This is a genomic window from Novispirillum itersonii subsp. itersonii ATCC 12639 (assembly GCF_000381985.1).
Lineage (GTDB): Bacteria > Pseudomonadota > Alphaproteobacteria > Rhodospirillales > Rhodospirillaceae > Novispirillum > Novispirillum itersonii.
Genome location: NZ_KB907339.1, coordinates 258,062 through 282,742, shown reverse-complemented (window position 1 = coordinate 282,742; position 24,681 = coordinate 258,062). Strand labels below are relative to the sequence as shown.

The window sequence follows — 24,681 nt, the reverse complement described above, 5'->3', positions numbered from 1 at the left end:
GGTCGGGGTGGGTCGGAAAGGGTACGGGAGCAGGCGGAAAACGTCCACGGCGATATCAGATCCGCCCACCGACCTGATGGAAAACTGGACGTCTGGCCGTGATGCTGTAAAAGAAGGGCCAGAAACGCCGTCCGGCGGGGGTGGCCGCACCCGGCCATGCCCCACCTTGCCCTTCAGTCCTGCTGAGGTCATAAGTCCGCGCCCATGAAAAACGAAGCCCCCAACTATTCCCACCGGCACCTCCTCGGCATCGAGGGGCTGTACCCGCACGAGATCAGCTATCTGCTGGATCTGGCCGATTCCTATGTCGAGACCAACCGCCGCCCGCTGCGGAAGTTCGATATTCTGAAGGGCCGCACGCAGGTCAATATGTTCTTCGAGGCATCGACCCGCACCCGCGCCTCGTTCGAGCTGGCCGGGCAGCGGCTGGGTGCCGATGTCATCAATATGCAGTCGTCGGGGTCGTCGGTGACCAAGGGCGAAACCCTGATCGACACCGCCGTCACCCTGAATGCCATGCACATTGATGCGCTGGTGGTCCGGCATCAGGATTCCGGGGCGGTGAAGCTGCTGGCTGACAAGGTCAACTGCGCCGTGGTCAACGGCGGCGACGGCGCGCACGAGCACCCGACGCAGGCGCTGCTGGATGCCCTGACCATCCGCCGCCGCCGGGGCCGTCTGGACGGGCTGCTGGTCGCCATCTGCGGCGACGTGCTGCATTCCCGCGTCGCGCGGTCAAACATCCACCTGCTGACCACCATGGGCGCGGTGGTGCGGGTGATCGGGCCGAAGCCGCTGATCCCCGGCGGCATCAGCGAAATGGGCGTGGAGGTGTTCCACGACATGCGCAAGGGCCTGAAGGATGTGGATATCGTGATGATGCTGCGCGTGCAGAACGAACGCATGCAGGGCAACTATATTCCGTCGGTGCGCGAATACTTCCACTTCTTCGGTCTGGATAAGGAAAAGCTGGCGCTGGCCAAGCCCAACGCCCTGATCATGCACCCCGGCCCGATGAACCGGGGGGTGGAAATCGACTCTGACGTCGCGGATGACGTCGAACGCTCCGTGATCCGTGAACAGGTGGAAATGGGCGTGGCGGTCCGCATGGCGGTGCTGGAAACGCTGGTCCGCAACACCACCGGAGGGAAGGTCTGATGCCCGTTTTCGATACCCCGACGCAGGTGGCCTATACCAACGCCCGCCTGATTGATCCGGCCACCGGGCTGGATACCCCCGGCACGCTGGTCACCACCGGCGAAGTGATCACCGCCTTCGGGCCGGATGTCACCCCGCCTGCCGGGGCGACGGTGGTGGACTGTGGCGGCAACGCCCTGATCCCCGGTCTGGTCGATATGCGCGCCCAGCTGCGCGAACCCGGCGAAGCGCATAAGGAAAGCATCAAGAGTGCGGGCAAGGCGGCGGTCTCCGCCGGGATCACCACGCTGGTGGCCCTGCCCAACACCGACCCGGTGATCGACGACGAAGCGGCGATTGAGTTTATGGCCCGCCGCGCCCGCCAGATCGGCCTGACCAAGGTCTACCCCTATGCCGCCGCCACCAAGGGCACGGACGGGAAAGAGCTGGCCGAGATGGGCCTGCTGTCGCTGGCCGGGGCGGTTGCCTTCACCGATGGCACCAAGCCGATTGCCCATGCCGGGCTGATGCGCCGCGCCCTGCAATACGCCGCCACCTATGACCTGCTGGTGATGCAGCACCCGGAAGAACCCGGCCTGTCCGGCGGGGTGATGAATGCCGGGGATCTGGCCACCCGCCTCGGCCTGTCGGGCATCCCGCGCGAAGCCGAGATCGTCATGCTGGAACGCGATATGCGTCTGGTGGAAATGACCGGGGCGCGGTACCACGCCGCCCATCTTTCCACCTCGGAAAGCGTGGAGATCATCCGCCGCGCCAAGGCGAAGGGCCTGCGGGTCACCTGCGACACCGCCCCGCCCTACTTCGCCCTGAACGAGCTGGAAGTGTCGGATTACCGCACCTTTGCCAAGCTGAACCCGCCGCTGCGGTCGGAAGAGGACCGTCAGGCGATTCTGGCCGGGCTGCGCGATGGGGTGATTGACGCCATCGGGTCGGACCATTCACCGCAGGATCAGGACACCAAGCGGGTGCCGTTCGCCGTTGCCGCCTTTGGCGGGATCGGGCTGGAAACCCTGCTGCCGCTGGTGCTGGAGCTGGTGCACACCGGCCAGTTGCCGCTGATGCAGGCGCTGAAGCTGATCACCTGTGGCCCGGCGGATCTGCTCGGCCTGCCCGCCGGGCGGCTGGCGGTCGGCGCTGCCGCTGATCTGGCGGTGGTCGATCTGGAAAAACCGTGGAAGTACGACGCCAAGAAGTCGCTGTCCAAGTCCAAGAACTCGCCGTTTGATGGCCGTCTGTTGCAGGGTCGGGTCCTGCGCACGGTGATTGATGGTCGCACGGTGTACCAGCATGACGCCTGAACTCCTGTTGGGCCTGTGCGCCCTTGGCGGTTATCTGCTCGGCTCGGTGCCGTTTGGCATCGTGCTGACCAAACCGTTCGGCTATGACCTGCGCAGCATCGGTTCCGGCAATATCGGGGCCACCAATGTGCTGCGCACGGGGCGGAAAGATCTGGCGCTGGCCACCCTGCTGCTGGATTCCGGCAAGGGCGGGATTGCCGCTGCCGTCGCCGCCCTGCTGGTGCCCGATCAGGCCGGGCTGGCCGGGCTGATTGCCGGGTGCTGCGCGGTGGTCGGCCACAACTTCCCGGTGTGGCTGGGGTTCAAGGGCGGTAAGGGCGTGGCGACCACGCTGGGCGTGCTGCTGGTCACGTCGTGGCCGGTCGGTCTGGCCGCCTGCGCCACGTGGCTGATTGTCGCCGCCCTCAGCCGCTATTCGTCGCTCTCCGCGCTGGTCTGTCTGGCGCTGGCCCCGGTGGATGCGTGGTTCCTGTCTGATCAGGACCATGTCATCGCCTATGCCCTGCTGGCGGTGCTGGCCTTTATCCGCCACCACGAGAACATCCGCCGCCTGCTGCGCGGCGAGGAAAGCAAGATCGGCAAAAAGAAGAAAGACTGATCAGTCTGTTTTTATTAATGCAGCCGCCCCGCCGCCGCTTTGGCGCGGGGCGGTTTTCTTTTGTCCCGTCTCTCCCGCTGCTCTGGCATACTGAAGGGCCGTACTGATCTTTCCGGGAGGCCCCAGATGCGCATCCTCCACCGGCTTACCGGGCTTGCGGCGGTGGCCCTCAGCGGCCTGCTGCTCTGGCTGCCCCCGGTATCAGCGGAAACCGTCGTCCGTATCCCTGCCGCTGGCAGCGCGGCGGATACCAGCCACCGCTTTTTCGCTGATCTTCTGGCGCAGGTGCTGGCGCGCACTGCCGCCACCGATGGCCCCGCCCGGGTGGAAATAACCGCCAGCAGCCCGGCGCAGGAACGGATCCTGCGCGATCTTGAAACCGGCGGACTGGATGTTTACTGGGTCGGCACCAACCCAACGCGGGAACAGCGGCTGTTGGCGGTGCGGGTTCCGCTGACCGGGGGCATGCTCGGTCTGCGGGTTCCGGTGATCCGGGCCGACCGCGTCGCTGATTTTGACCGCATCACCGGCCTTAATGATCTGCGCGGACTGACCGCCTGTCAGGGGGACCAGTGGCCGGACAGTGATATTCTGGAAGCAAACGGCCTGACCGTGGCCCGTATCAATCACTTCCGGCTGATGTATGACATGCTGAAGGCCGGACGGTGCGATTACTTCCCCCGGGGCCTGCAGGAAGTCTACGCCGAGGTCGCGGGCCAGCCGCCCGGCACCGTCGTTGCCTATGACCGGCTGGTGATCGCCTACCGCTACCCGATGTATTTCTTTACCGGGCCGAACAATGGGGCGCTGGCGCAGCGCCTGACTGCCGGGCTGACCGCGATGGCCCATGACGGCAGCCTGCGCCGCTTCTGGGAGAGCCATCCGGTGACGCAGGGTGTCTTTCCGCTCACCCGGTTCAACGACAGCCGGGTGCTGCTGCTGACCAATCCGATGCTGCCGAAAGAAACCCCGGTGCAGGATCAGGCCCTGTGGCTGCCCTTCCCCGGCCTGCCGCCGGGGGCTGACTTCCGGGGTAACGCCCCGCTGCGGGATGGGGCTTTTTAGCGGTCATCAGCCGAGAACGACGCGCAATCCGGCTGACCTTCAGGGGATCTGTCTTAATAATTCTCACAAATGAAGAAACTCTCTTTTACGGTCGCCCCACCCCGGTAGACTGAACTCCAGCCCTTCCCGCCGCGTGATGCCGCCGCACAAGAGTGTCCGCCAATGCCTTTGATCCGTCCCGTAAAACCCGAGGATTACGCCCAGTGGCTTCCTCTGTGGACTGGTTACAACACATTTTATGGTCGCTCCGGACCCAGCGCCCTGCCCGCAGACATCACCGCGATGACGTGGCAACGCTTTTTCGATGACGCCGAACCGATGCACGCCCTTGTCGCAGAACAGGACGGAACGCTGATCGGTCTGGTGCATTATCTGTATCATCGCAGCACCATAAGCATCGGCCCGACCTGTTACTTACAGGATCTGTTCACCCTTGAGGCCGCGCGCGGGACCGGGATCGGCACAGCCCTGATACACGAAGTGTACAGACAGGCCGCCGCTGCCGGGGCCGGGCGTGTTTATTGGCAAACCCACGAAACCAACCTGACCGCGATGAAACTTTACGACAGGATTGCCGACCGGTCCGGCTTTCTGGTCTACCGCAAAACCCTCCCCCCGCTTTAAAGCGGGCCAACACAGGCCGGAAGGGTCTGCGCCAAGGGGGCTGGCGGGCCTTAACCGACCCCGTGCTTTTTCAGCAGCCGCCGGAACTGGTGATACCCCAGCCCCAGCCACTCCGCCCCCTTGGTCTGCTGATTGTCACAGGCCCGCAGCGCAGCTTCCAGCAACTGCCGTTCATAGGCCGCCACCGCATCGGTGAACGGCAGCGGCCCGGCGGGCGCTGCCGGGGCCGGTTGCGGCACTGTTCCTGCCGGGTCCGCTTCCGCCGGGGGCGGATCGCCCAGCGTCTCCCCCGGGCGGCCTTCGGCGGCGAAGGGGTCAAACACCACCGCCGCCACCGGCTGCTCTTCCGGTGTTTGATAGACGGCCCGTTCCACCACGTTTTTAAGCTCGCGCACATTGCCCGGCCACGGGTGCCCCCGCAGCAGCGCCAGCACCGCCGGATCAAAACCGGCAAACACCGACCGCCCCAGTTCCTGCGTCATCCGCAGGGCAAAATGATGCGCCAGTACGGGAATATCTTCCGGGCGCTGCCGCAGGGCAGGCACCGTCACCACATCAAACGCCAGCCGGTCGAGCAGATCCGCCCGGAACCGGCCCTGCCGGGCCAGCGCCGGAAGATCAACGTTGGCACAGGCAATCACCCGCACATCGACCGACACCTGCTCGACCCCGCCGACCCGCTCAAAATCGCCGTATTCAATCGCCCGCAGCAGTTTTTCCTGCACCTGTAACGAGGCAGAGGCGATTTCATCAAGGATCAGCGTCCCCCGGTGGGCCCGCTCAAACCGCCCGGCCCGGCGCTTCTGTGCCCCGGTGAAGGCCCCGGCCTCGTGGCCGAACAGCTCGCTTTCCAGCAGTGTTTCCGGCAGGGCGGCGCAGTTGACCTTCACCACCGGCCCATCCCACCGCCCGGACAGATAATGCAGGCGTTCCGACGCCAGTTCCTTCCCCACGCCACGCTCCCCCACCACCAGCACCGGGCGGTTGAGCGGGGCCAGCCGCCGCACTTTGTCGAGCATGGCCAGAAAGGCCGGATCTTCACCGATCGGGGCGGATAACGGGGCGCGCATCAGTCAGACTCCTGCGGGGATAGATCCGGGGTGACAGTTTCCGACACTCTGGCGAAAACCGCCACCATTATCCGCCAAACAGCTGAATCCTCTCTGAACACCCAGCAGACAACGCTTTGAAAAACAATGAAACCTCAGTCTGGCACGGGTCTTGATAAGAGAGAGGCAAACCAACCGTTCCCCCCACTGCCTACAGGAGTAGCATCATGGGTATTTTCTCCCGCCTCGGCGACATCCTGAACGCCAACATTTCTGCCCTGCTCGACCGCGCCGAAGACCCGGAAAAGATGATCCGGCTGGTGATTCAGGAAATGGAAGACACGCTGATTGAAGTGCGCTCTTCCGCCGTCAAGGCCCTTGCCGACCGCAAGGATCTGGAACGCCGGGTCGCCGACCACCGCCGCGCGCAGGAAGACTGGAACCAGAAGGCCGAATTCGCCCTCAGCCGTGACCGCGAGGATCTGGCCCGCGGTGCCCTGATGGCCCGCCAGAAACTTGGCGAAGACATCGCCCTGCTGGAAGCGGAACTGGCCGGTGTCAATGAAGCCATCGCCAAGTTTGACGAAGACCTCGGCAATCTGCAGAAGCGTCTGGAAGAAGCGAAGACCCGCCAGAAGGCGCTGGAAATCCGCATGAACACTGCCAGCCGCCGGGTGCAGGTGCGCCAGACCCTGTATGATGGCCGGATTGATGCCGCCCTTGGCCGCTATGACAGCATCGAACGCCGTATTGCCGAGCTGGAAGGCAAGGCCGATGCCTATGATCTGGGCCGTGGCAAGGATCTGGCCGGGGAATTCGCCGAACTGGAGGCCTCTTCCGCGGTCGAGGACGAACTGGCAGCCCTGAAGCGCAAGCTGGGCCGCTGATCCGTCCCTGTCACAGGGCGGGACCATAATGCTACACTGGCCCGGTCATACGGGCCGGCACGCGCCCCGCGCCTGCGGGATGGCCCGCCCCTCCCCCCTTCCTTACCCGGTAGAGACGGATCATGGTTGAAATGCTCGCTTTCCTGAAGGTTCCGCTGATCCTGTTCATGGCGGTGGTTGCGCCGCTGTGGATCATTCAGCACTACCGCCACAAGAGCAAAGCAGCCGCCCGCGCCGATGCGGTCACCGGCAGCGATCTGGCCCGCATGGCCGAGACCGCCCGCCGTCTGGAAGACCGCATCACCGTGCTGGAACAGATCCTGGACCGGGAGGCCCCCGGCTGGAGGACCCGATAACATGGCCTTTCACACCTGCCGCCCCGGCGGCTTTGCATCCGGCAGCAGGCCGGGCCGCCGCCACCGCTGCGGCACCGCCAGCCCCCTGCGCGATGCCTTTGACAGACTGGAGCAGTCCATGCACCGCTCGCCTTTCCATCGTACAGGCCACAGCAGAAGCATCGGCGGCCTGAAAACCGACAAGGCCAACGGCAAGCTGATGGGCGTCTGCGCCGGGCTTGCCCGCCGCCTTGGCATCACCCCGACCACGGCACGGGTGCTGTTCATCATCGCCGCCATCCCGATGGGGATGCTGTGGTTTCTGGTGCCGCTGTATGTCATCCTTGGCTTTGTGCTGGATGATTACGGCGACAGCGCGGAAACCGTGACCGCCACGGCGCAGCCACAGCAGGCGACCCATGACATTCCGCCCGACCTGCGCTTCGCCGATCTGCGCCGCAAGTTCGACGATCTGGAGCGCCGGACCGGATCAATGGAACGCGAGGTCAGCAGCCCGGATTTTGACCTGAAGCGCGCCTTCCGTGATCTGGGCGCCAAAGACAGCCCGCGCGGCTGATGCCAATAAAAAAACCCCCGGATTGCTCCGGGGGTTTTTATGCTTATGACGCCGGTGGGCGCTACCCGTATGGCGGCACGCCGGTCACGGCTGGCCGCGCAACGGCCCGTCCAGCACCTCCACCACATACCCGGCATCCCGCAGACCGGCAATCAGCAGGCCCATGCGGCGGGCATCGATGGTTTCCAGCGCCACTTCCAGCGTCGTATCCTTGGCGGGCAGCGAGCTGAAAATACGCTGGTGCGATACATCAATAATGTTGCCGCCCAACTGGCCGATCAGGGCGGTGACCTTGGCAAGCTGCCCCGGCATATCCATCAGCGCAATGCGCAGGCGGCCCATACGGCCCGACCGCACCTGATGGCGCATGATGACCCCGGCCAGCAGACGCTGGTCGATGTTGCCACCGGACAGCACCACGCCGACAGTCTTGCCGTTGAACTTATCCGGGTGGGCCAGCACCGCCGCCAGCGCCGCCGCCCCGGCCCCTTCCACCACCGTTTTTTCGATCGACAGCAGATGGGTGATCGCCGTTTCCAGCGCATCTTCATCAACCGTCAGGATCTCATCAACGGTTTTGGCAACAATCTGCCGGGTCAGGTGCCCCGGCTCTTTCACCGCGATCCCTTCGGCAATGGTATCGCCCCCACCTGCCGGGGGTTCGCCACGGATGACACGGTCCATGCCCGGATACAGCGCCGCCTGCACCCCGACCACGCGGATATGCGGAGCCAGCGCCTTGATGGCCGTCGCCATGCCGGAAATCATGCCGCCGCCCCCGATCGGGACAACGACGATATCCAGCGGCAGCGGAGTATCTTCCAGCATTTCCAGCGCGATGGTCCCCTGACCGGCGACCACGTAAGGATCGTCGTAGGGATGGACGAACACCAGATTCCGCTCTTTCTGCAGTTGAGAGGCGTACTCGCTGGCTTCAGAGAAATTAGCCCCTTCCAGCACCACCTCAGCCCCGAAGACGGCGGTATTCTCCACCTTCACGAACGGGGTCGACTTCGGCATGACGATGGTGGCGGGAATGCCGAGGCGGCTGGCGTTGTAAGCCACCCCCTGCGCATGGTTGCCCGCCGACACCGCGATCACGCCGCGCATTCGTTCTTCCGCCGTCAGGGACATCAGCTTGTTGAGAGCCCCGCGCTCCTTGAAGGAGGCGGTGAACTGCAAATTCTCAAACTTCAGCACGATGCGCGCCCCGGTGACACGGCCGAGTGTCAGGGACTCGGTCGTCCACGTCCGCTCCACCGCATCATGGATGCGGGCGGCGGCAGCGCGGATATCCTCCAGCGTAGGCAAAGTCACGAACTGGGTCTCCTGCAAGACAGCACCCCGGCCACACGGGCAACGGGGCCCCCGCCCGGAAAAGCGGGGTCAACATCATGCCGGGAACCGCTGGCCCTTCCAACTGTTTAACGCGACACATTTTTCTGATCATAATCAGAAATAAAGAAGCATATACATCCTCATACATCTGCCTTCAGATCGGCAAATCGCCTTGAGAAACGGCCATAAATCATTCTTTAGCCATAAACACGCAACAAAATTACCGATACATTTATGAGTCTCACTTGCCATTTTTATGTGTCATATTAGCCCCATGCGGCCACACCAAGAGCCGCAGTCCACCCACAGAGGAAACAGGCCCACCGCCACCGGAAAGGGGAGTCTCATGTTTTTTGACGCCTGTGACGCTGACAAGATCGCCACCTGGAAAGGGGAGATCGAAAGCTATATCCGCACGCTGGATACTCTGGAAGAGGAGATCCGCGACTATTTCCGCACCAACGGGGAACACGACCCGGCAGCGGTGATCGCCCGCTGGAATGACATTCAGACCATCAATCAGGGGGATGCCCTGTGGGCAGCCTTTGCCGATGACGGCGTCACCGTCGCCAGAGCCCGGGCGGAAGAGGCTGGCATGACCCTGCATCACGGCACGCCGCCCGACGGATACGGCAATGCCAACTGGTATGGCATGAGCCTGTGGTACGTACAGGAGAGCTGACCGTCGCCCGCACTGCCCCGTCCGGCAGGGCTGTGGCCTTTTTCACATACCGGGATGATAATCTTCGCGAAATGCGGAATCCCCCGTTGAGCAGGCTTCCCCTGACCGTCAAATCATGGCAATGTGATCAGGCGTTTCTGGACGGGACAGAACGCAACGAGTGACCCGAAAGCCCTGTCAGCGCCGTGCAAACGCTGCCGACAGACGGCCAAGGGTCCCGCCCCCGACTTTTGTGGAGGACGTCGGGGTCTCGGATCGCACCTCCCATCCCGGGTATCCGATGCCGGTTTTCCGGCGGCGGTATCCGGTTCTTCATCCGCACACACCCTCACCTTCAGGCGGCCAGAAACGGCCGCCTTCTTTTTTCTGCCTTCTTTTTCTGAAGCGGCGGAAAGACCCGGCACGGGCGAGAAGCCTGCGGGGGTATCCCCACAGGCTTCCTGTTCTGCGTGTGCTTTCCCTGACGGGTTATACAGTTTCAGGTTACACGGTCTCAGATTACACGGTCTCAGGGCGCTTTCCGGCCAGACCGATCTCTTCCAGCGCCTCTTCAATTTCCGGCAGGATATCCGGGTCGTCGATCGTGGCGGGCATCTTGTAGTCCTGATGATCGGCAATCTTCTGCATGGTGCCACGCAGAATTTTACCGGACCGGGTCTTGGGCAGACGCTTGACCACCACAGCCTGCTTGAAGGCCGCCACCGGGCCGATTTCGTCACGGACCAGCCTGACCAGTTCCTTAACGATCTGATCGCTCTCACGGTCAACGCCGACCTTCAGGCAGACAAAGCCCAGCGGCACCTGCCCCTTCAGGTCATCGGCGACACCGATCACCGCGCATTCCGCCACATCCGGGTGTTTGGCCAGCACCTCTTCCATCGCCCCGGTGGACAGGCGATGCCCGGCAACGTTGATCACGTCGTCGGTACGGGTCATGACGTAGACATAGCCGTCATCATCAACAAACCCGGCGTCGCCGGTCTGATAATAACCGGGGAACTCGTTGAGATAGCTCTTGCGGAAGCGCTCTTCCGCATTCCACAGGGTCGGCAGCGCGCCGGGGGGCAGCGGCAGCTTACACACCAGCGCCCCGATCTGGCCCGGCTCGACCTGATGACGCCCTTCATCCAGCACCTGCACGTCCCACCCCGGCATCGCCTTAGTCGGAGAGCCGTGTTTGACGGGAAACTTCTCCAGCCCCATCGGGTTGCCGCAGATCGCCCAGCCGGTTTCAGTCTGCCACCAGTGGTCGATCACCGGCACCTTCAGCTGCTCTTCCGCCCACTTCAGGGTTTCCGGGTCCGACCGCTCCCCGGCGAGGAACAGGTATTTGAGGCTGGAACGGTCATACTTGCGCACCAGCTCGCCGTTGGGGTCCTCGCGGCGGATTGCCCGGAACGCGGTGGGGGCAGTGAACAGCACCCGCACCTTATGCTCCTCGATCACCCGCCAGAACGTTCCGGCATCCGGGGTGCCGACCGGCTTGCCCTCAAACACCACAGTGGTGCAACCGGCAAGCAGCGGCGCATAGCAGATGTAGGAATGGCCGACCACCCAGCCCACATCAGACGCCGCCCAGAAGACGTCGCCCGGCTCCACGTCATACAGGGTGGTCATGGTCTGGCGCAGGGCAACCGCATGACCGCCATTGTCGCGCACCACGCCTTTCGGCTGGCCGGTGGTGCCGGAGGTGTACAGAATATACAGCGGATCGGTGGCCGCCACCGGCACACAGGCCTGCGGTTCTGCCACGGCCATTTCAGCAGCCCAGTCAACATCACGCCCGGCGATCAGGCTGGCGGTTTCCTGCTCCCGCTGGAACACCACCACGCTGGGAATCTTGTGGCTGGCGGCGTCAATCGCCGCGTCAATGTTCGGCTTGTACCGGACGATCCGGCCCGGCTCCAGCCCGCAGGAGGCACAGACCAGCGCCTTCGGGGTGGCATCGTCAATACGGGTCGCCAGCTCATGCGGGGCAAACCCGCCGAACACCACCGAATGCACGGCACCGATGCGGGCGCAGGCCAGCATGGCCACCAGCGCTTCCGGGATCATCGGCATGTAAATGATGACGCGGTCGCCCTTTTCCACCCCTTGCCGGGTCAGCACCCCGGCAAAGCGCGACACCTGATCGAGCAGGTCAGCATAGGTGATGGTGCGCTTGGCCCCGGTGATCGGGCTGTCATAGATAATCGCCGCCTGATCCGCCCGGCCCGCGGCCACGTGACGGTCGAGCGCATTATGGCAGGTGTTCAGCACCCCGCCGGTAAACCAGCGGTACAGCGGCGCGGCGCTGTCATCGAGAACCTTATCCGCCGGTTTGATCCAGTCGATCTGCCGGGCAGCCTCGCCCCAATACCCTTCGGGATCTTTCAGGGACCGCTCGTACGCGCTGGCATATGCTGAAGTCATGGCCGCAAACCCTCCGCTTATCCGTCACACGGCCGCAGTGTCAGGCAGCCGGATGCGGGTGTTGATCTGTTCTTCTCTGGCCGGAGATGCCCGCTGTTGTTGTTCCGGGGGCCTTCCGTCTTTCCGCAGCCGGTTTCGCCGGGAAAGGGTGGGGAAAACCTACCCGGTCGGGTCAGTCATTCCGGTATCCGCCTGCGCAGTGTGCGGAAATTTTCAGAAAATGCAAATGGCCGACTTCGCAACTTCGCAAAAGCTGCATTCCCCTGCGGAAATATGACTTAGAATTTTGAATTAAATCGCAAATTTCAAAAGGTCGGGCAGGCTGAAAATTCCTATGCCCCCGCTGGCACTGATGCCATTCCTTCGCAAGCGCCAGAGACTCGTGGCCCCCATGCAGCCTGCCCCTTCCGGCAGGGGTACCCCACCCCCAAAAACCAAAAGCCCCGCTGGTACGCTAATCCAGCGGGGCCCCTCTGACGAGATCTGGGTTCAGAACCTTTGGTCGGTGCAGCGGCTGCGGTCAACGGCCACCTCTGTCAATCGGCACGGCGACCACACGCTGCAGTCAACGCAGGTGTGTAAGGGAACGTCAGAATTACCGTCTCCATCTCTGGCGGCAGTCAACGGCGACACAGACTTATCCTTTACAGGGAATAGTGCCCGGCGTGACGTGCCGGTGTTGTGTCCAACATAAAGCGATTGTTCAGCATCAGCGCCACAGGTCAGCGGATATATATCCGGCAGTCCCTCCGGCGATCTACGGAACCCGTTCCCGTCTTCGGCCCCCAAGCCATCATCCTTGGCGGTTACGCGACCCCCGTGGTGATCGTGTTTAAAGATCAACCGTGGCGGACAAGCCCCTTAAGAGGGACACCGCAGGCCATCTCTGACCTCTGGAAGCTGTTGCGGTACGGTACGATCAGATCTGCTTTGGTTCAGAAAACAGCGGACCGTCAATGCATCGTGATGCGTTGGATTTCGTCCTTAATCCGAAGCTTCTGACGCTTCATATCAGCGATCGCTTTCGCGTCCGGCTGCGGACGGCGCTTCTCCATTTCCAGCGCGCTATCCAGTTGGGCATGTTTGGTACGCAGGGACTCAATCCGAGCATCAAGGCTCATTGCATTTTCTCCCTTTATTGCCTCTAGGACACAGTGTAATAGTACGCGTTTTTTTTGAGTCCGCCAGCCTTTTTATGAAGGTTCTGTGTCTGCTGGCTTTTTTCCGGCGGACCCCAGACGGCGGGGAGCCCCCTTGAACGGAAGGACAGTCCATGACGGCCCCCAAGCGTCTTGTCGTTGGCATCAGCGGTGCCACGGGTGTGGTGTACGGAATCAGAATTCTTCAGGTTTTACGCACCCTTGGCATTGAAAGCCATCTGGTGATGACCAAGACGGCAGAGATTACCCTGGCATACGAATCGGACCTGAAGGTGGCGGATGTCCATGCGCTGGCTGACGTGGTGCACCGGGTGGATGATCTGGCCGCGCCGCCGTCCTCAGGCAGTTTCCGCACCATGGGCATGATCGTCGCCCCGTGCAGCGTGCGGGCACTGGCGGAAATTGCCACCGGCACCGGGGCCAATCTGCTGACCCGCGCCGCCGATGTCACCCTGAAGGAGCGCCGCCGTCTGGTGCTGATGGTCCGCGAGACCCCACTGCACCTCGGCCATCTGCGCAATATGACCGCCGTGACGGAAATGGGCGGCGTCATCGCCCCGCCTGCCCCGGCCTTCTATACCCGCCCGAAAAGTCTGGATGAGATTGTCGATCAGGGCATCGGGCGGGTGCTTGACCTGTTTGACATTGATACCGACGCCTTCCCCCGCTGGGGGGAAGACTGCGGCCCCAACCGCCGCTGACCCGCCTTTTGCTTCCCCCCTTCAGGCATCAGGAAACCCACCCCATGTACTCACGCCCTATCCCCGCCCGGTCCGGCGGAGCAGGACCAGTATCCCGATCACCCCCGTCGCCAGCATCAACAGCACCGTTCCCGCCGCAAAGACCGCGCCGATCCGCTGCGCCAGCGCCGTGTGTCCCGTCGCTTCCGGCGGCAGCGCATGAGAAAACACCACCACCAGCACCGCCAGCCCCAATGTTCCGCCCAGCTGGTGTGCCGCATTGACCAACCCGGAGGCGGCACCGGCCCGTTCTGCCGGCACCCCTGCCACGCTCACCACGGTCAGCGGGCTCAGCGTCAGCCCCTGCCCGATCCCCAGCCCAACCATCGGGGCAGCAATACTCCAGATACCGGCATCGGCGCTGACTGCCATCATCATTCCTGCCATTGCCATCAGCGTCAGCCCCATGCCCGCCAACAGCACCGGCCACGACCCAAAACGGCGGCTGATCCGTGGCACCACCATCGCCGCTGCAAACTGGGGAACTGCCGTCAGCAGAAAGCTGATCCCGGTTGCCGAAGCGCTGAAGCCCAGACTCCCCTGTAAAAACTGGCTGGTGAAAAACCAGAATCCCACCATCGCCCCCAGATAAAACATCCGGGCCAGCAGCGCCCCGCTCCGGCTGCGGTCGGCAAACAGCGCCAACGGCATGATGGGCTGGGCCGCCCGCCGCTCGTGCCACAGCAGCACCGACAGCAGCAGCACCCCGGATGCCAGTGCAGCAATCGTCAGGCTCTGCATCCAGCCAGCCTCTGCCGCGTGTACCAGCCCAAAAACCAGCCCCCCCATCCCCAGCGTTGAACACACAGCGCCCGGCAGATCGAACTGCCCGCGATGGCGGTCCGTTTCCGCCACATACCGCCGCGCCCCGGCGATCAGGGCCAGCCCGACCGGGAGGTTGAGAAAGAAACCGGCCCGCCACGAAACCCAGTCAGCCAGAAGCCCGCCCAGAACCAGACCGATGCTGGCTGCGACCCCCGCAGTTGCGCCATACAGACTTAAGGCCTGTGTCCGCTCTGCCCCCTCGGGAAAATGGACCGTCAGCAGGGCCAGCGTCGCCGGAGCCAGAATAGCCGCGCCCAGCCCCTGCACCGCCCGCCCGGCCACCATGACCCCCGCTGTCGGTGCCAATGCAATCACCACCGATGTCAGCGTAAAAATCCATAATCCTGTGATGAAAATCCGCCGCCGCCCCAGCAGATCACCGGCCCGCGCCCCAATCAGCAGAAACCCCCCGAACGTCAGGGTATACGCACTGTGAACCCACGACAGTCCCGCTGCGGAAAACCCGAGACTGTCCTGTATCCGCGGCAGGCCGGTGATGACGATTGAGACATCAATCACCAGCATCAGATAGCTGGCCAGCACCAGATACAGAATTGGCAGACGGTCTTTGGCGATTGGCATCGTAAAAATCCCGGAATGGAGAGGTGCGGGACAATACGTCTTGTCTGTTTTGACGATTAGGCAGAAAAATAAGTATGCACTTATCGAAATGGCTCATGAATGCAGCGCCTGCCCCTGAATGACCTGTCAGCTTTTCTGATCGTCGCCGAAGAACGCAGCTTCACCCGGGCCGCCGCAAGGCTGGGGGTTTCGCAATCTGCCCTCAGCCATACCATCAACACGCTGGAACAGCGCCTGGGGCTGCGCCTGCTGACCCGCACCACCCGCAGCGTCGCCGTGACGGAAGCCGGAGAACGCCTGTGCCTGTCCGTCGGGCCCAAGCTGGCTGGCATTGAGGCCGATTTAACAGCCCTGACCGCCCTGCGCGATAAACCGGCAGGCACCATCCGTATCACTGTCGCCGAACATGCGGCCAATACGGTCTTATGGCCGGTTCTCGACAGTCTGCTGCCTGAATATCCGGACATTCATGTTGAAGTGATGATCGAAGCTGTTCTGCGCGATATCGTCGCGGAACGTTTTGATGCCGGTATCCGGCTGGGGGAAGCCGTCGACCGGGATATGATCGCGATCCCGTTAAGCCCACCCCTGAAAATGGCCGTGGTCGGCTCTGCCTCCTATTTTGCCGTCCATCCGGCACCGCACACCCCGCAGGATCTGACCGGCCACCGCTGCATCAATCTGCGCATGCCCACGTCAGGCGGTCTGTACGCGTGGGAGTTTGAAAAGAACGGGCGCAGTCTGCGGGTGCGGGTTGACGGCAGCCTGACCGTCAACAATTCCGCCCTCGCCCGCCGCGCCTGTCTCGCCGGGCATGGTCTGGCCTATGTTCTGGCCGATACGGTTGCACCGGCCATCGCAGACGGCAGCCTGATTCAGGTTCTGGAAGACTGGTGCCAGCCCTTTTCCGGTTACCATCTGTACTACCCCGGCCGCCGCCAGCCGACGCCCGCCTTTTCGGTGCTGCTTAACGCTCTGCGGCGCCGGGCCCCGTCACCCCCTTAAGCCATCCGGACAGAAACCTTACTGGCGGACATCGCCGATAAAGCGGTCGATCAGCTGGCGCAGGACCTTTTCCTCTTCGGCCATCATCTCAGCCGCCTGCTTAACGGTCGCGGCGGCGGTCCGGGCTTCTCCGGCCGCCAGCTCCACATCCGCCACCATCTGCGTCACCTCTGCCGTGCGGTCTGATGTCTCGGTGATGTTACGGGTGATCTCTTTGGTGGCGACCGTCTCTTCATCCATAATCTGCGACACGGAGCGGGCAATTTCGCCGCTCTCGATAATCACCTGACGCACCGCCTCGATGGTGCGCAGCACATCCTGCGTGCTGGTCCGCACATCGCGGATGTGGGCGTTGATCTGCACCGTCGCCTGTGCCGTCTGCGAGGCCAGCGTCTTCACCTCGCCCGCCACCACGGCAAATCCCTTTCCGGCATCCCCGGCGCGGGCAGCCTCGATGGTGGCGTTCAGGGCCAGCAGATTGGTCTGGCTGGCAATGGCGCTGATCAGGTCGGTCACATCGCCGATCCGCCCGACGGTTTCCGCCAGACTGACCGCCGCAGCCCCGGCGCGGGCCGCCTCGGCATCGGCACCGGCGGCTTTTTCCGCCGAGGAGTCGATCTGCGCCGTGATCCCGGCAATGGCACTGCACAGCTCTTCCGCCGCCGCGCTGATCACTGTGGAGCGGGACGAAACATCCTGCACCGCCGCCGAGACCGCAACAGCCTCTGTCCCGGTCCGGGCCGCCACATCGGCCATCACCGCCGCCGCCGTACTCAACGCCTCCGACGCGGTGGCAACCCGCCCCATCGACTCTGCCACCGCCTGATCGAAGGCGGCAATCACTGCCTGAACCTGCGCCGCCCGCCGGATCTTTTCCTGCTGTTCCGCCGCCAGACGGTCCTGATTGCGCCGGTCCTGCTGCAAGGCAAGCCGCAGATCGGCCACAGCCGCCGCCGCCCTGCCGATTTCGTCAGAGCGGGCGGTATCCGTCACCGGGTCTTCCAGATTGCCACCGGCCAGATCCGTCAGACGCCCGGTCAGCCGCAGGATTGGCCGGGACAGGGCCCGTGCCAGCCAGACAGCCACCAGACCACCGGAAACCGCAGCGACTGCAAACGACAGAATCGCCTGCACCAGCGCCGCCCGCTCTTCCGCCGCGAACCGTGCCCGGTCTGCCGACACTTCCAGCACCGCCACCGTGCGACCGGAATAATCGGCCACCGGTGCCAGCAGAATATCCGTGTTGCCGTCCGGCCCGGTGGACAGGACCGTCTGCCGCTCTCCGCCATCAAGCACGGCGGCGACAGCCGGGGCGGCGCTGCCGTCAGCCAGCGACGGATCAGAGGCGGCCAGCCGCTGCACACCCTTTTCACGGCGGGCATACAGGGCAAAGTCGATGCCGTCGTGACGCAGCCGGGACAGGAAGGCATCCTGAATCAGAAATCCGGCCTCCAGCGAGCCGACATGCCTGCCATCCGGCCCGGTCACCGGCACCGCGCCCCGCACCGCCAGACCGGAAACCCCGTCTTCCAGCCCCTGCAAACTGACACGGTCCCGGTTAACCTGCACCAGCATATGACGGAATGAGCTGAGATCATCCCCGAACTGATCCGGCTTGTTCACCCGCAGGAAGGAATGAACATCGGGGGTATGCACCTGCATCTGGCTGATCCCGGTGCGGGCCTGCAGGGATTTGAACACCGGCCCCAGCACCTGCAGCATCTGCGCACGGTCGCCTTCGGCCAAAGAGGCTCGCACCCGGATCAGCGAGCCCAGCGTTTCCGCCACCGACCGCACTTCCCGCGCATGCACATCCAGCGTGGAGCGGAAAGTGGTTTCCGCCTGACTCAGGGCTTCACGCTCTGCCCGGTTGATCACGCCGTGTATCAGGCGGCCCTGTACCAGAGACTGCGCCAGCGACACCGCCGCCACCAGCAGGGCAATCGCCACCGACAGACGCCCGGCGAGAGACCGCCCCGTAAACAGACGGAAAGATAAAGCGCTCATCACCCCAAAGCTCCCCCGCAGCCGGATCACCATAAGCCGCGGGAGAGTACAGGATTGCTAATTCAGTGGTCCATAATATTCATTATGCGAAGCGGTAGGCATCCAGCGACAGCACACCGTATTCCATCGCCCGGTGAATCCGCTGCCCGGCCCCGCCTGCCCCCATCGCGACAAACAGCGGCAGCAGATGTTCCGGGGTCGGGTGATTCCGCCGCGCATTGGGGGCCTGCGCCGCCCAGTCCAGCAGAGCTGCCGTATCATCCCGCTGGAAGGCATCGGCAAACCATTCGGCGAAATCATCGGCCCAGCCTTCCGGTGTGGCATCAAAGGCTGCGCGGCGCATCATCCATTCCCGCAGGTTATGGGTCATCGCCCCCGAGGCCAGAATCATCACCCCTTCCTCCCGCAGCCCTTTCAGGGCCTGCCCGACCCGATAGGCATGGGCCGCGCCCAGATGCGGCTGAACAGAAAGCTGGAATACCGGCAGATCAGCCTGCGGATACATCAGCCGCATCGGCACCCAGGCACCGTGATCCAGACCATACTCAGGGTCAGCCGCCACCGGCAGACCGGCATCGCGCAGCAGCCCCTGTACCCGCAGCGCCAGATCCGGCGCCCCCGGGGCAGGATAGGTCATGCGGTACAGCTCCTGCGGGAAACCGTAGAAATCGTGAATGGTCTCCGGCCGGGCCGCCGTGCTGACTGCCACGTCCTCGGTGCACCAGTGCGCCGAGACTGCGATCACCGCCGCCGGGCGCGGCAGGGCCCCGCCCAGCGCATCAAGGAAAAACCGGGTCGGAGACTGCTCCAACGGCATGGTCGGCGCACCGTGCGACACAAAAACACTGGCAGCGGTCTGCATGGGAAAATCCTCCTTCGGCGGAAGCAAGTGTGCCCGGTCCATCCCCGGAGGGCATCTGAAAAAAGCAGGCCCGGTTCCGGGGCGGTTCAGGCCGCGTCAGGCCGGGGGCCGCTGATCACGGCCCGGTCGACAGACAGACCTTACCCCCTCGCCACATCCTTCCGAACTTTGTTATAGTGAGTGATACTATTCATCCGGTGAATGCCCATGTTGCCTGACCTGAACCTGCTGCGGGTGTTTGATGCCATCTGGCACGAACGGTCGCTGACCCGTGCCGCCACCCGGCTGAACCTGACCCAGCCTGCGGTCAGCAATGCCCTGCGCCGCCTGCGTGATCATCTGGGCGATGATCTGTTTCAGCGTGGTCCCGACGGCATGACCCCCACCGCCACCGCTGCCGCAATGGCCCCGCATGTGCGGTCGGCGCTGGAAGCGGTCGGCACCGCCTTTGCAGCAGGAAAACCTTTTGATCCCTGCACCGCCACCGACCGGCTGGTGCTGGCGGTTTCCGATCAGGCGGAAATCGCCCTCGGCACCCCCCTGCTGTCGGCGCTGCGGCGGCAGGCCCCCGGCATGCAGGTGCTGTTCCGGCATGTCGGGCGCGATGATATGACCGAAGAGCTGGACAACCAGCGGGCCATTCTGGCCCTTGGCGTCCTGCCGGAACCACCACCACGGATGACCCGCATCCGCCTGTACCGGGATCCGCTGATGATGCTGGTGCGCCCCGGCCACCCTTTGCTGGCCGCCGAAGACAGACTGAAAGCCTATCTGGAGATGCCGCACATCCTGTTATCTCCGGTCGGAGATCTGCGCGGAGCGGTGGACCGGATGCTGGACCAGATGGGGTATCAGCGCCATGTGGCGGTGGTGGTGGCCCATATGGCCTCTGCCGCGATCATGACCGCCCAGGATGATCTGATCTGGTCAATCCCGGACCGGGCCGCCCGCCTGTGGGAACAGCATATGGGGCTGATCCGTCTGCCGGTGCCGTTTGAGCCGGAAGCCGCGCCGCTGTCGCTGGTTTTCCACCGCCGGTTTGAAACGCACCCCCCGCACCAGTGGCTGCGTCGGCTGATTGTGGAGGTTGCAGGCAAAAAAACCTGACCGCAGAGGGGCCGGGCACGGAGGCGGCCCCGGAAACGGACACCGCGCTTCTGACAAAAAAGAAGGCGGCCAGACAGGCCGCCAAGTGCGCTCTTGAGGGAAAGAGGATACCGATATCCCTGATCATCTCAGGGCCGGTGCCCACAGGGCCCGATACGGGCTGTGGAGGATGCAGTGTGCCAGCCCCCGCCAGCACACCGCAGTGATTTACATCACGCCCCCAAGACTGCACCCCTGATGCAATCAGGGCAAGGAAAAACCATCCCTGATTGCAAAACTTCTCTTCTCCACGCTGTTTTTATGCCGGCGACTGCAGCGGAGAAATCCGCCAGATCTTCCGGGCGTAGTCATGGATCGAACGGTCAGAGGAGAACCCCCCCATATTGGCGACATTGATCACCGCCTTGCGCATCCAGTCCGCCGGGTGGCGGTAGGTCTGTTCCACCTCGGCCTGTCCGCGCAGATAATCAGCGTAATCGGCCATCACGAAGAAATGGTCGCCGTGGGTCAGGATTGCATCGAAAATGCACCGGTAGCGGCCCGGATCATCCGGGGTGAAGTAGCCGTTGCCGATCATATCCACCGCCTGCCGCAGCCCGTCATCGGCGTGGTAAAGATCCCACGGGCGGTAGCCCTGCATCCGCATCTCCGTCACCTCGGCAGCGGTTTTGCCAAAGATGAAGATATTGTCGTCGCCGACCGCATCCTTGATTTCAATATTGGCACCATCCAGCGTGCCGATGGTCAGCGCCCCGTTCAGGGCAAACTTCATGTTGCCGGTGCCCGATGCTTCCATCCCGGCGGTGGAAATCTGCTCTGACAGATCGGTGCCGGGAATGATCACCTCCGCCGCCGACACGTTGTAATTGGGCAGGAAGGCCAGCGACAGCCGCCCCTTACAGGCCGGATCGTTGTTGATGACCATCGCCGCGTCGTTGATCAGGCGGATGATCTGCTTGGCGAGGAAGTAGCCCGGTGCCGACTTGCCGGCAATCAGCACGCAGCGCGGCAGAATGCTGTCGCCCTGCCCGGCGCGGATACGGTTGTACAGGGTGATGACGTGCAGCAGGTTGAGAAGCTGCCGCTTGTATTCGTGGATGCGCTTGACCTGACTGTCAAACAGCGCCGCCGGATCGAACCGGACCCCGGTCCGGGCCTCAACCAGTGCGGCCAGCCGCTGCTTGTTGGCCTGCTTGATGGCGGCAAAGCGGTCGCGCACCCCGGCGTCATCGGCAAACCGCTCAAAGGCTTTCAGCTCGGTCAGATCGGTTTTCCAGCGTGGCCCGATGCACTCGTCGATCAGCGCGGTCAGGGCCGGGTTGGATTGCACCACCCAACGCCGCTGGGTGACGCCGTTGGTGACGTTGACGATCTTGTCAGCATCCAGCCGCTGAAAGTCCGCGAAGACATGGCGGCGCATCAGATCGGTATGCAGGGCGGCCACCCCGTTGACATGGCCGGACCCGACCACGGCCAGATGCGCCATCCGTACCCGCCGCGCCGCATCGTCAATCAGCGACAGCCGCCCGAGGATATCCGGCTGCCCGGGGAACGACACTTTCACCTGCTGCAGGAACTGGTAGTTGATCTTGTAAATGATATCCAGATGGCGGGGCAGAATCTGCTCCAGCATGGCGATCGGCCAGGTTTCCAGCGCTTCCGGCAGCAGGGTATGGTTGGTGTAGTTGAAGATGCCGCGGGTCATCGTCCACGCCACATCCCAGTCATAGCCATACTGATCGACCAGCAGGCGCATCATTTCCGGCACCGCCAGCGCCGGGTGGGTGTCGTTCAGCTGAATGCACACCTTTTCCGGCAGCGCCGACAGGTCGCCATAGGTGCGGGTGTGGCGGGCCAGAATATCCTGCAGCGAGGCGGAGACGAAGAAGTACTCCTGCATCAGCCGCAGTTCCTGCCCCATCAGGGTGGTGTCGGCGGGATAGAGCACCTTCGACAGGTTTTCCGACAGGGTCTTGGCCTTCACCGCGTCGATATAGTTGCCCTGATTGAAGGTCTTCAGGTCAAAATCGCGGGTCGCCCGGGCCGACCACAGCCGCAGCTTGGTCACCACGCCGGAGCCAAAGCCCGACACCGGCACGTCATAGGCCATGGCGATCACGTCTTCGGTATCAATCCAGCGGCAGACCTCGCGCCCGTCCTCGCCCCGGAAAGTCATCATCCGGCCACGGAAGCGCACCGGATAGATGATCGACGGGCGCTCGAATTCCCACGGATTGCCGTGACGCAGCCAGGTCTCCGGGTGTTCCACCTGCTCACCATGCTCAATGCGCTGGGTGAACATGCCGAACTCATAGCGGATACCGTAGCCGAAACCGGGGTAGGAATGGGTGGCGAGGGAATCTAGGAAGCACGCCGCCAGACGGCCAAGACCGCCGTTGCCAAGCGCGGCGTCGTACTCATGCTCCTGAATATCTTCCAGCTCCTGCCCCAGTTCGGTCAGGGCGGCTTCCACCCGCTCCAGCAGGCCGATATCCAGCAGGGTTTTACGCAGGGACCGGCCCATCAGATATTCCAGCGACAGGTAATAAACCCGCCGCGCCTGCTGCTCCCGCTCCCGCACCGCAGTGTCAAGGTACTGCTCTGACAGCACGCCGCGCACCAGTGTCGCCACCGCCACCATCCAGTCCCGCGGCGAGGCATACTGCGGCGCCACCCCGACACCGTGCACCAGATGACTGAGCAGGTGACGCTTGATCGCCGCAACGGTGGACACGTCGATCAGGTCCACCCCGGCCATCCCTTCTGCGGCCATCCCTTCGGCGGTCATCGGTTCCACGGAAACTGTCTTCTGCATTGGTCTTATCCCCTTAAGACGGCATCAGATCGGTCAGGGTCAGGCGCTGTGGCCCAGACCCTGATAGAGATCGAAATAGCGGCGGGCGGCGCGCTCCCACCCGAAATCCTGCGCCATCGCCCGGCGACGGGCCGCGGCCCAGTCCTGCGGACGACGGTAAACGCCCAGAGCATGATAAAAGGCCCCCAGCAGCCCTTCGACCGTGGGGGAATCAAACAGAAAGCCGGTGCCCCGGTCATCGCCCAGCTCGCTGACCGTATCCGCCAGCCCGCCGGTGCGGCGCACCAGCGGCAGGGCCCCATAGCGCAGGGCATACATCTGGGTCAGACCACAGGGCTCAAACCGCGACGGCACCAGAAACACATCGCTGGCCGCCTGAATGCGGTGAGACAGGTCTTCATCATACCCGATCCGCACGCTGACCTGCCCGGGGAACCCGTGCGGCAGGGCCGTCAGGGCCTGTTCCAGCCCGGCATCCCCCGAACCGAGGATCACCAGCTGCGCACCGGAATCGACCATATGGCGGGCGGCATGCAGCACCAGATCCACCCCTTTCTGGTCAGTAAACCGGCTGACCAGCCCCAGCAGCGGGGCTTCGGGGCGGGCATCCAGCCCGACCTCGGCCTGAAGGGCGGCCTTATTGGCGGCCTTCCCCGCCCCGACTGTGGCGGCATCATAATGATGCGGCAGAGCCGGATCGGTGGCAGCATTCCACTGGGCGTAATCAACCCCGTTCAGAATACCGGTCAGGTGACCGGCATGGGCCCGCCCGGCCAGCAGACCTTCAAAGCCGCGCCCGCCTTCCGGCGTGGTGATTTCCCACGCATAGGTCGGGCTGACGGTGGTGATCCGGTCGCTGTAAAACAGACCGGCCTTCAGCATCGACAGACGGCCATAAAACTCTAGGCCGTTGATGCCATAAAACGGTGACGGCAGGCCGATCTCGCCCAGCACTGCCGGATCGAACACCCCGCCGAAATGCAGATTGTGAATGGTGAAGACAGTCCCCGGCCCTTGCGCCGCGCCGCCCTGCTGTTCCGCCAGTCGCAGATACGCCGGAACCAGCCCGGTCTGCCAGTCATTACAGTGCACCACGTCAGCCCGCCAGCCGGGGCCGATATCGCCCCGGGCCAGCAGGGCGGCAACTTTCGCCAGCAGGGCAAAGCGGCGGTGATTGTCGGGGTGATCATGCCCGTCAGGCCCGACATAGGGGCCACCGGGGCGCTGATACAGCCCGGGATGATCCAGCAGCCATACCGGGCACGGTGTGCCGGGCAGAATCCCTTCCAGCAGCCGGGCCGGGCCATACCCCAGCGGATCCCCGATTTCGGTCGCGGTCAGCGGGCCCGCAGCCTCCATGGCTTTCAGGGCCGCCGGATAGGCAGGCAACAGCACACGGGCATCACACCCCAGCGCCGCCAGCGCAGGCGGCAGGGCCCCGGCGACATCAGCCAGCCCCCCGGTTTTGATCAGGGGGTAGACTTCAGATGACACCAACAGAACACGCATGATCAGGCTGATACCCCATTCCGGACCGCACAGATCCCCTACAGTC

At 63.6% G+C, this 24,681-nt stretch carries 21 protein-coding genes; 12 read left to right on the top strand and 9 right to left on the bottom strand.

What is annotated here, in order from left to right:
- The first annotated feature begins 204 nt into the window (after nt 1-204).
- From G365_RS0106945 to G365_RS0106925, 5 genes are all read left to right on the top strand, one after another.
- Nucleotides 205-1,158 carry an aspartate carbamoyltransferase catalytic subunit gene (locus tag G365_RS0106945; RefSeq protein WP_019644787.1) on the top strand — a complete coding sequence of 318 codons (954 nt, stop codon included), beginning with the start codon at nt 205-207 and terminating at the stop codon, nt 1,156-1,158.
- Nucleotides 1,158-2,456 (top strand): dihydroorotase, encoded by a 1,299-nt coding sequence (locus G365_RS0106940; protein WP_019644786.1) that lies wholly within the window; start codon nt 1,158-1,160, stop codon nt 2,454-2,456. Before G365_RS0106945 ends, G365_RS0106940 begins: the two co-directional genes overlap by 1 nt.
- On the top strand, nt 2,446-3,054 hold the full coding sequence (gene plsY, locus G365_RS0106935; RefSeq protein WP_026345163.1) for a glycerol-3-phosphate 1-O-acyltransferase PlsY: 609 nt from the start codon (nt 2,446-2,448) through the stop codon (nt 3,052-3,054). The genes G365_RS0106940 and plsY overlap by 11 nt, the downstream gene beginning before the upstream one ends.
- A 126-nt stretch (nt 3,055-3,180) precedes the next feature.
- Nucleotides 3,181-4,119 (top strand): substrate-binding periplasmic protein, encoded by a 939-nt coding sequence (locus G365_RS20650; protein ID WP_019644784.1) that lies wholly within the window; start codon nt 3,181-3,183, stop codon nt 4,117-4,119.
- A 162-nt stretch (nt 4,120-4,281) separates the two neighbouring features.
- A complete protein-coding gene (locus G365_RS0106925) occupies nt 4,282-4,743 on the top strand; it encodes a GNAT family N-acetyltransferase (protein WP_026345162.1) in 462 nt (153 codons plus the stop codon).
- 50 nt (nt 4,744-4,793) lie between these two features.
- Here G365_RS0106925 and pspF read toward each other — a convergent pair whose 3' ends face one another.
- Complete coding sequence (gene pspF / locus G365_RS0106920; protein ID WP_019644782.1) at nt 4,794-5,813, bottom strand: phage shock protein operon transcriptional activator; 1,020 nt, start codon at nt 5,811-5,813, stop codon at nt 4,794-4,796.
- 206 nt (nt 5,814-6,019) lie between these two features.
- On the opposite strand from pspF, the gene pspA reads away from it, so the two are divergent.
- From pspA to G365_RS0106905, 3 genes are all read left to right on the top strand, one after another.
- Nucleotides 6,020-6,679: a phage shock protein PspA gene (gene pspA, locus G365_RS0106915; RefSeq protein ID WP_019644781.1), complete on the top strand. Its 660-nt coding sequence runs from the start codon at nt 6,020-6,022 to the stop codon at nt 6,677-6,679.
- 122 nt (nt 6,680-6,801) lie between these two features.
- Nucleotides 6,802-7,035 (top strand): envelope stress response membrane protein PspB, encoded by a 234-nt coding sequence (gene pspB / locus G365_RS0106910; RefSeq protein ID WP_019644780.1) that lies wholly within the window; start codon nt 6,802-6,804, stop codon nt 7,033-7,035.
- A gap of 1 nt (nt 7,036) precedes the next feature.
- Entirely contained in the window at nt 7,037-7,591 is a 555-nt protein-coding gene (locus G365_RS0106905; RefSeq protein WP_019644779.1) for a PspC domain-containing protein, read from the top strand.
- Between the two features lie 84 nt (nt 7,592-7,675).
- Here G365_RS0106905 and G365_RS0106900 read toward each other — a convergent pair whose 3' ends face one another.
- Entirely contained in the window at nt 7,676-8,908 is a 1,233-nt protein-coding gene (locus G365_RS0106900) for a threonine ammonia-lyase (RefSeq protein WP_211217668.1), read from the bottom strand.
- A 367-nt stretch (nt 8,909-9,275) separates the two neighbouring features.
- On the opposite strand from G365_RS0106900, the gene G365_RS0106895 reads away from it, so the two are divergent.
- Nucleotides 9,276-9,611, top strand: a complete 336-nt coding sequence (locus G365_RS0106895) for a hypothetical protein (RefSeq protein ID WP_019644777.1) — start codon at nt 9,276-9,278, stop codon at nt 9,609-9,611.
- A 498-nt stretch (nt 9,612-10,109) separates the two neighbouring features.
- On the opposite strand, the gene G365_RS0106890 is transcribed toward G365_RS0106895, so the two are convergent.
- On the bottom strand, nt 10,110-12,023 hold the full coding sequence (locus G365_RS0106890) for a propionyl-CoA synthetase (protein ID WP_019644776.1): 1,914 nt from the start codon (nt 12,021-12,023) through the stop codon (nt 10,110-10,112).
- Between the two features lie 953 nt (nt 12,024-12,976).
- On the bottom strand, nt 12,977-13,144 hold the full coding sequence (locus G365_RS23455) for a YdcH family protein (protein WP_019644775.1): 168 nt from the start codon (nt 13,142-13,144) through the stop codon (nt 12,977-12,979).
- 152 nt (nt 13,145-13,296) lie between these two features.
- On the opposite strand from G365_RS23455, the gene G365_RS0106880 reads away from it, so the two are divergent.
- On the top strand, nt 13,297-13,884 hold the full coding sequence (locus G365_RS0106880) for a UbiX family flavin prenyltransferase (protein ID WP_019644774.1): 588 nt from the start codon (nt 13,297-13,299) through the stop codon (nt 13,882-13,884).
- Nucleotides 13,885-13,941: 57 nt separating this feature from the next.
- Here G365_RS0106880 and G365_RS0106875 read toward each other — a convergent pair whose 3' ends face one another.
- Nucleotides 13,942-15,330, bottom strand: coding sequence for an MFS transporter (locus tag G365_RS0106875; RefSeq protein ID WP_019644773.1), 1,389 nt, complete (start codon nt 15,328-15,330; stop codon nt 13,942-13,944).
- A gap of 99 nt (nt 15,331-15,429) precedes the next feature.
- On the opposite strand from G365_RS0106875, the gene G365_RS0106870 reads away from it, so the two are divergent.
- Nucleotides 15,430-16,335, top strand: coding sequence for a LysR family transcriptional regulator (locus G365_RS0106870; protein WP_019644772.1), 906 nt, complete (start codon nt 15,430-15,432; stop codon nt 16,333-16,335).
- 18 nt (nt 16,336-16,353) lie between these two features.
- On the opposite strand, the gene G365_RS0106865 is transcribed toward G365_RS0106870, so the two are convergent.
- Nucleotides 16,354-18,342: a methyl-accepting chemotaxis protein gene (locus tag G365_RS0106865; protein WP_169545067.1), complete on the bottom strand. Its 1,989-nt coding sequence runs from the start codon at nt 18,340-18,342 to the stop codon at nt 16,354-16,356.
- 82 nt (nt 18,343-18,424) lie between these two features.
- A complete protein-coding gene (locus G365_RS0106860) occupies nt 18,425-19,204 on the bottom strand; it encodes a DODA-type extradiol aromatic ring-opening family dioxygenase (RefSeq protein ID WP_019644770.1) in 780 nt (259 codons plus the stop codon).
- A 207-nt stretch (nt 19,205-19,411) separates the two neighbouring features.
- On the opposite strand from G365_RS0106860, the gene G365_RS20645 reads away from it, so the two are divergent.
- Complete coding sequence (locus G365_RS20645; RefSeq protein ID WP_019644769.1) at nt 19,412-20,311, top strand: LysR family transcriptional regulator; 900 nt, start codon at nt 19,412-19,414, stop codon at nt 20,309-20,311.
- Nucleotides 20,312-20,609: 298 nt separating this feature from the next.
- On the opposite strand, the gene G365_RS0106850 is transcribed toward G365_RS20645, so the two are convergent.
- Nucleotides 20,610-23,126 carry a glycogen/starch/alpha-glucan phosphorylase gene (locus G365_RS0106850; protein WP_019644768.1) on the bottom strand — a complete coding sequence of 839 codons (2,517 nt, stop codon included), beginning with the start codon at nt 23,124-23,126 and terminating at the stop codon, nt 20,610-20,612.
- Nucleotides 23,127-23,165: 39 nt separating this feature from the next.
- A complete protein-coding gene (gene glgA / locus G365_RS0106845; RefSeq protein ID WP_019644767.1) occupies nt 23,166-24,635 on the bottom strand; it encodes a glycogen synthase GlgA in 1,470 nt (489 codons plus the stop codon).
- Nucleotides 24,636-24,681: the final 46 nt, after the last annotated feature.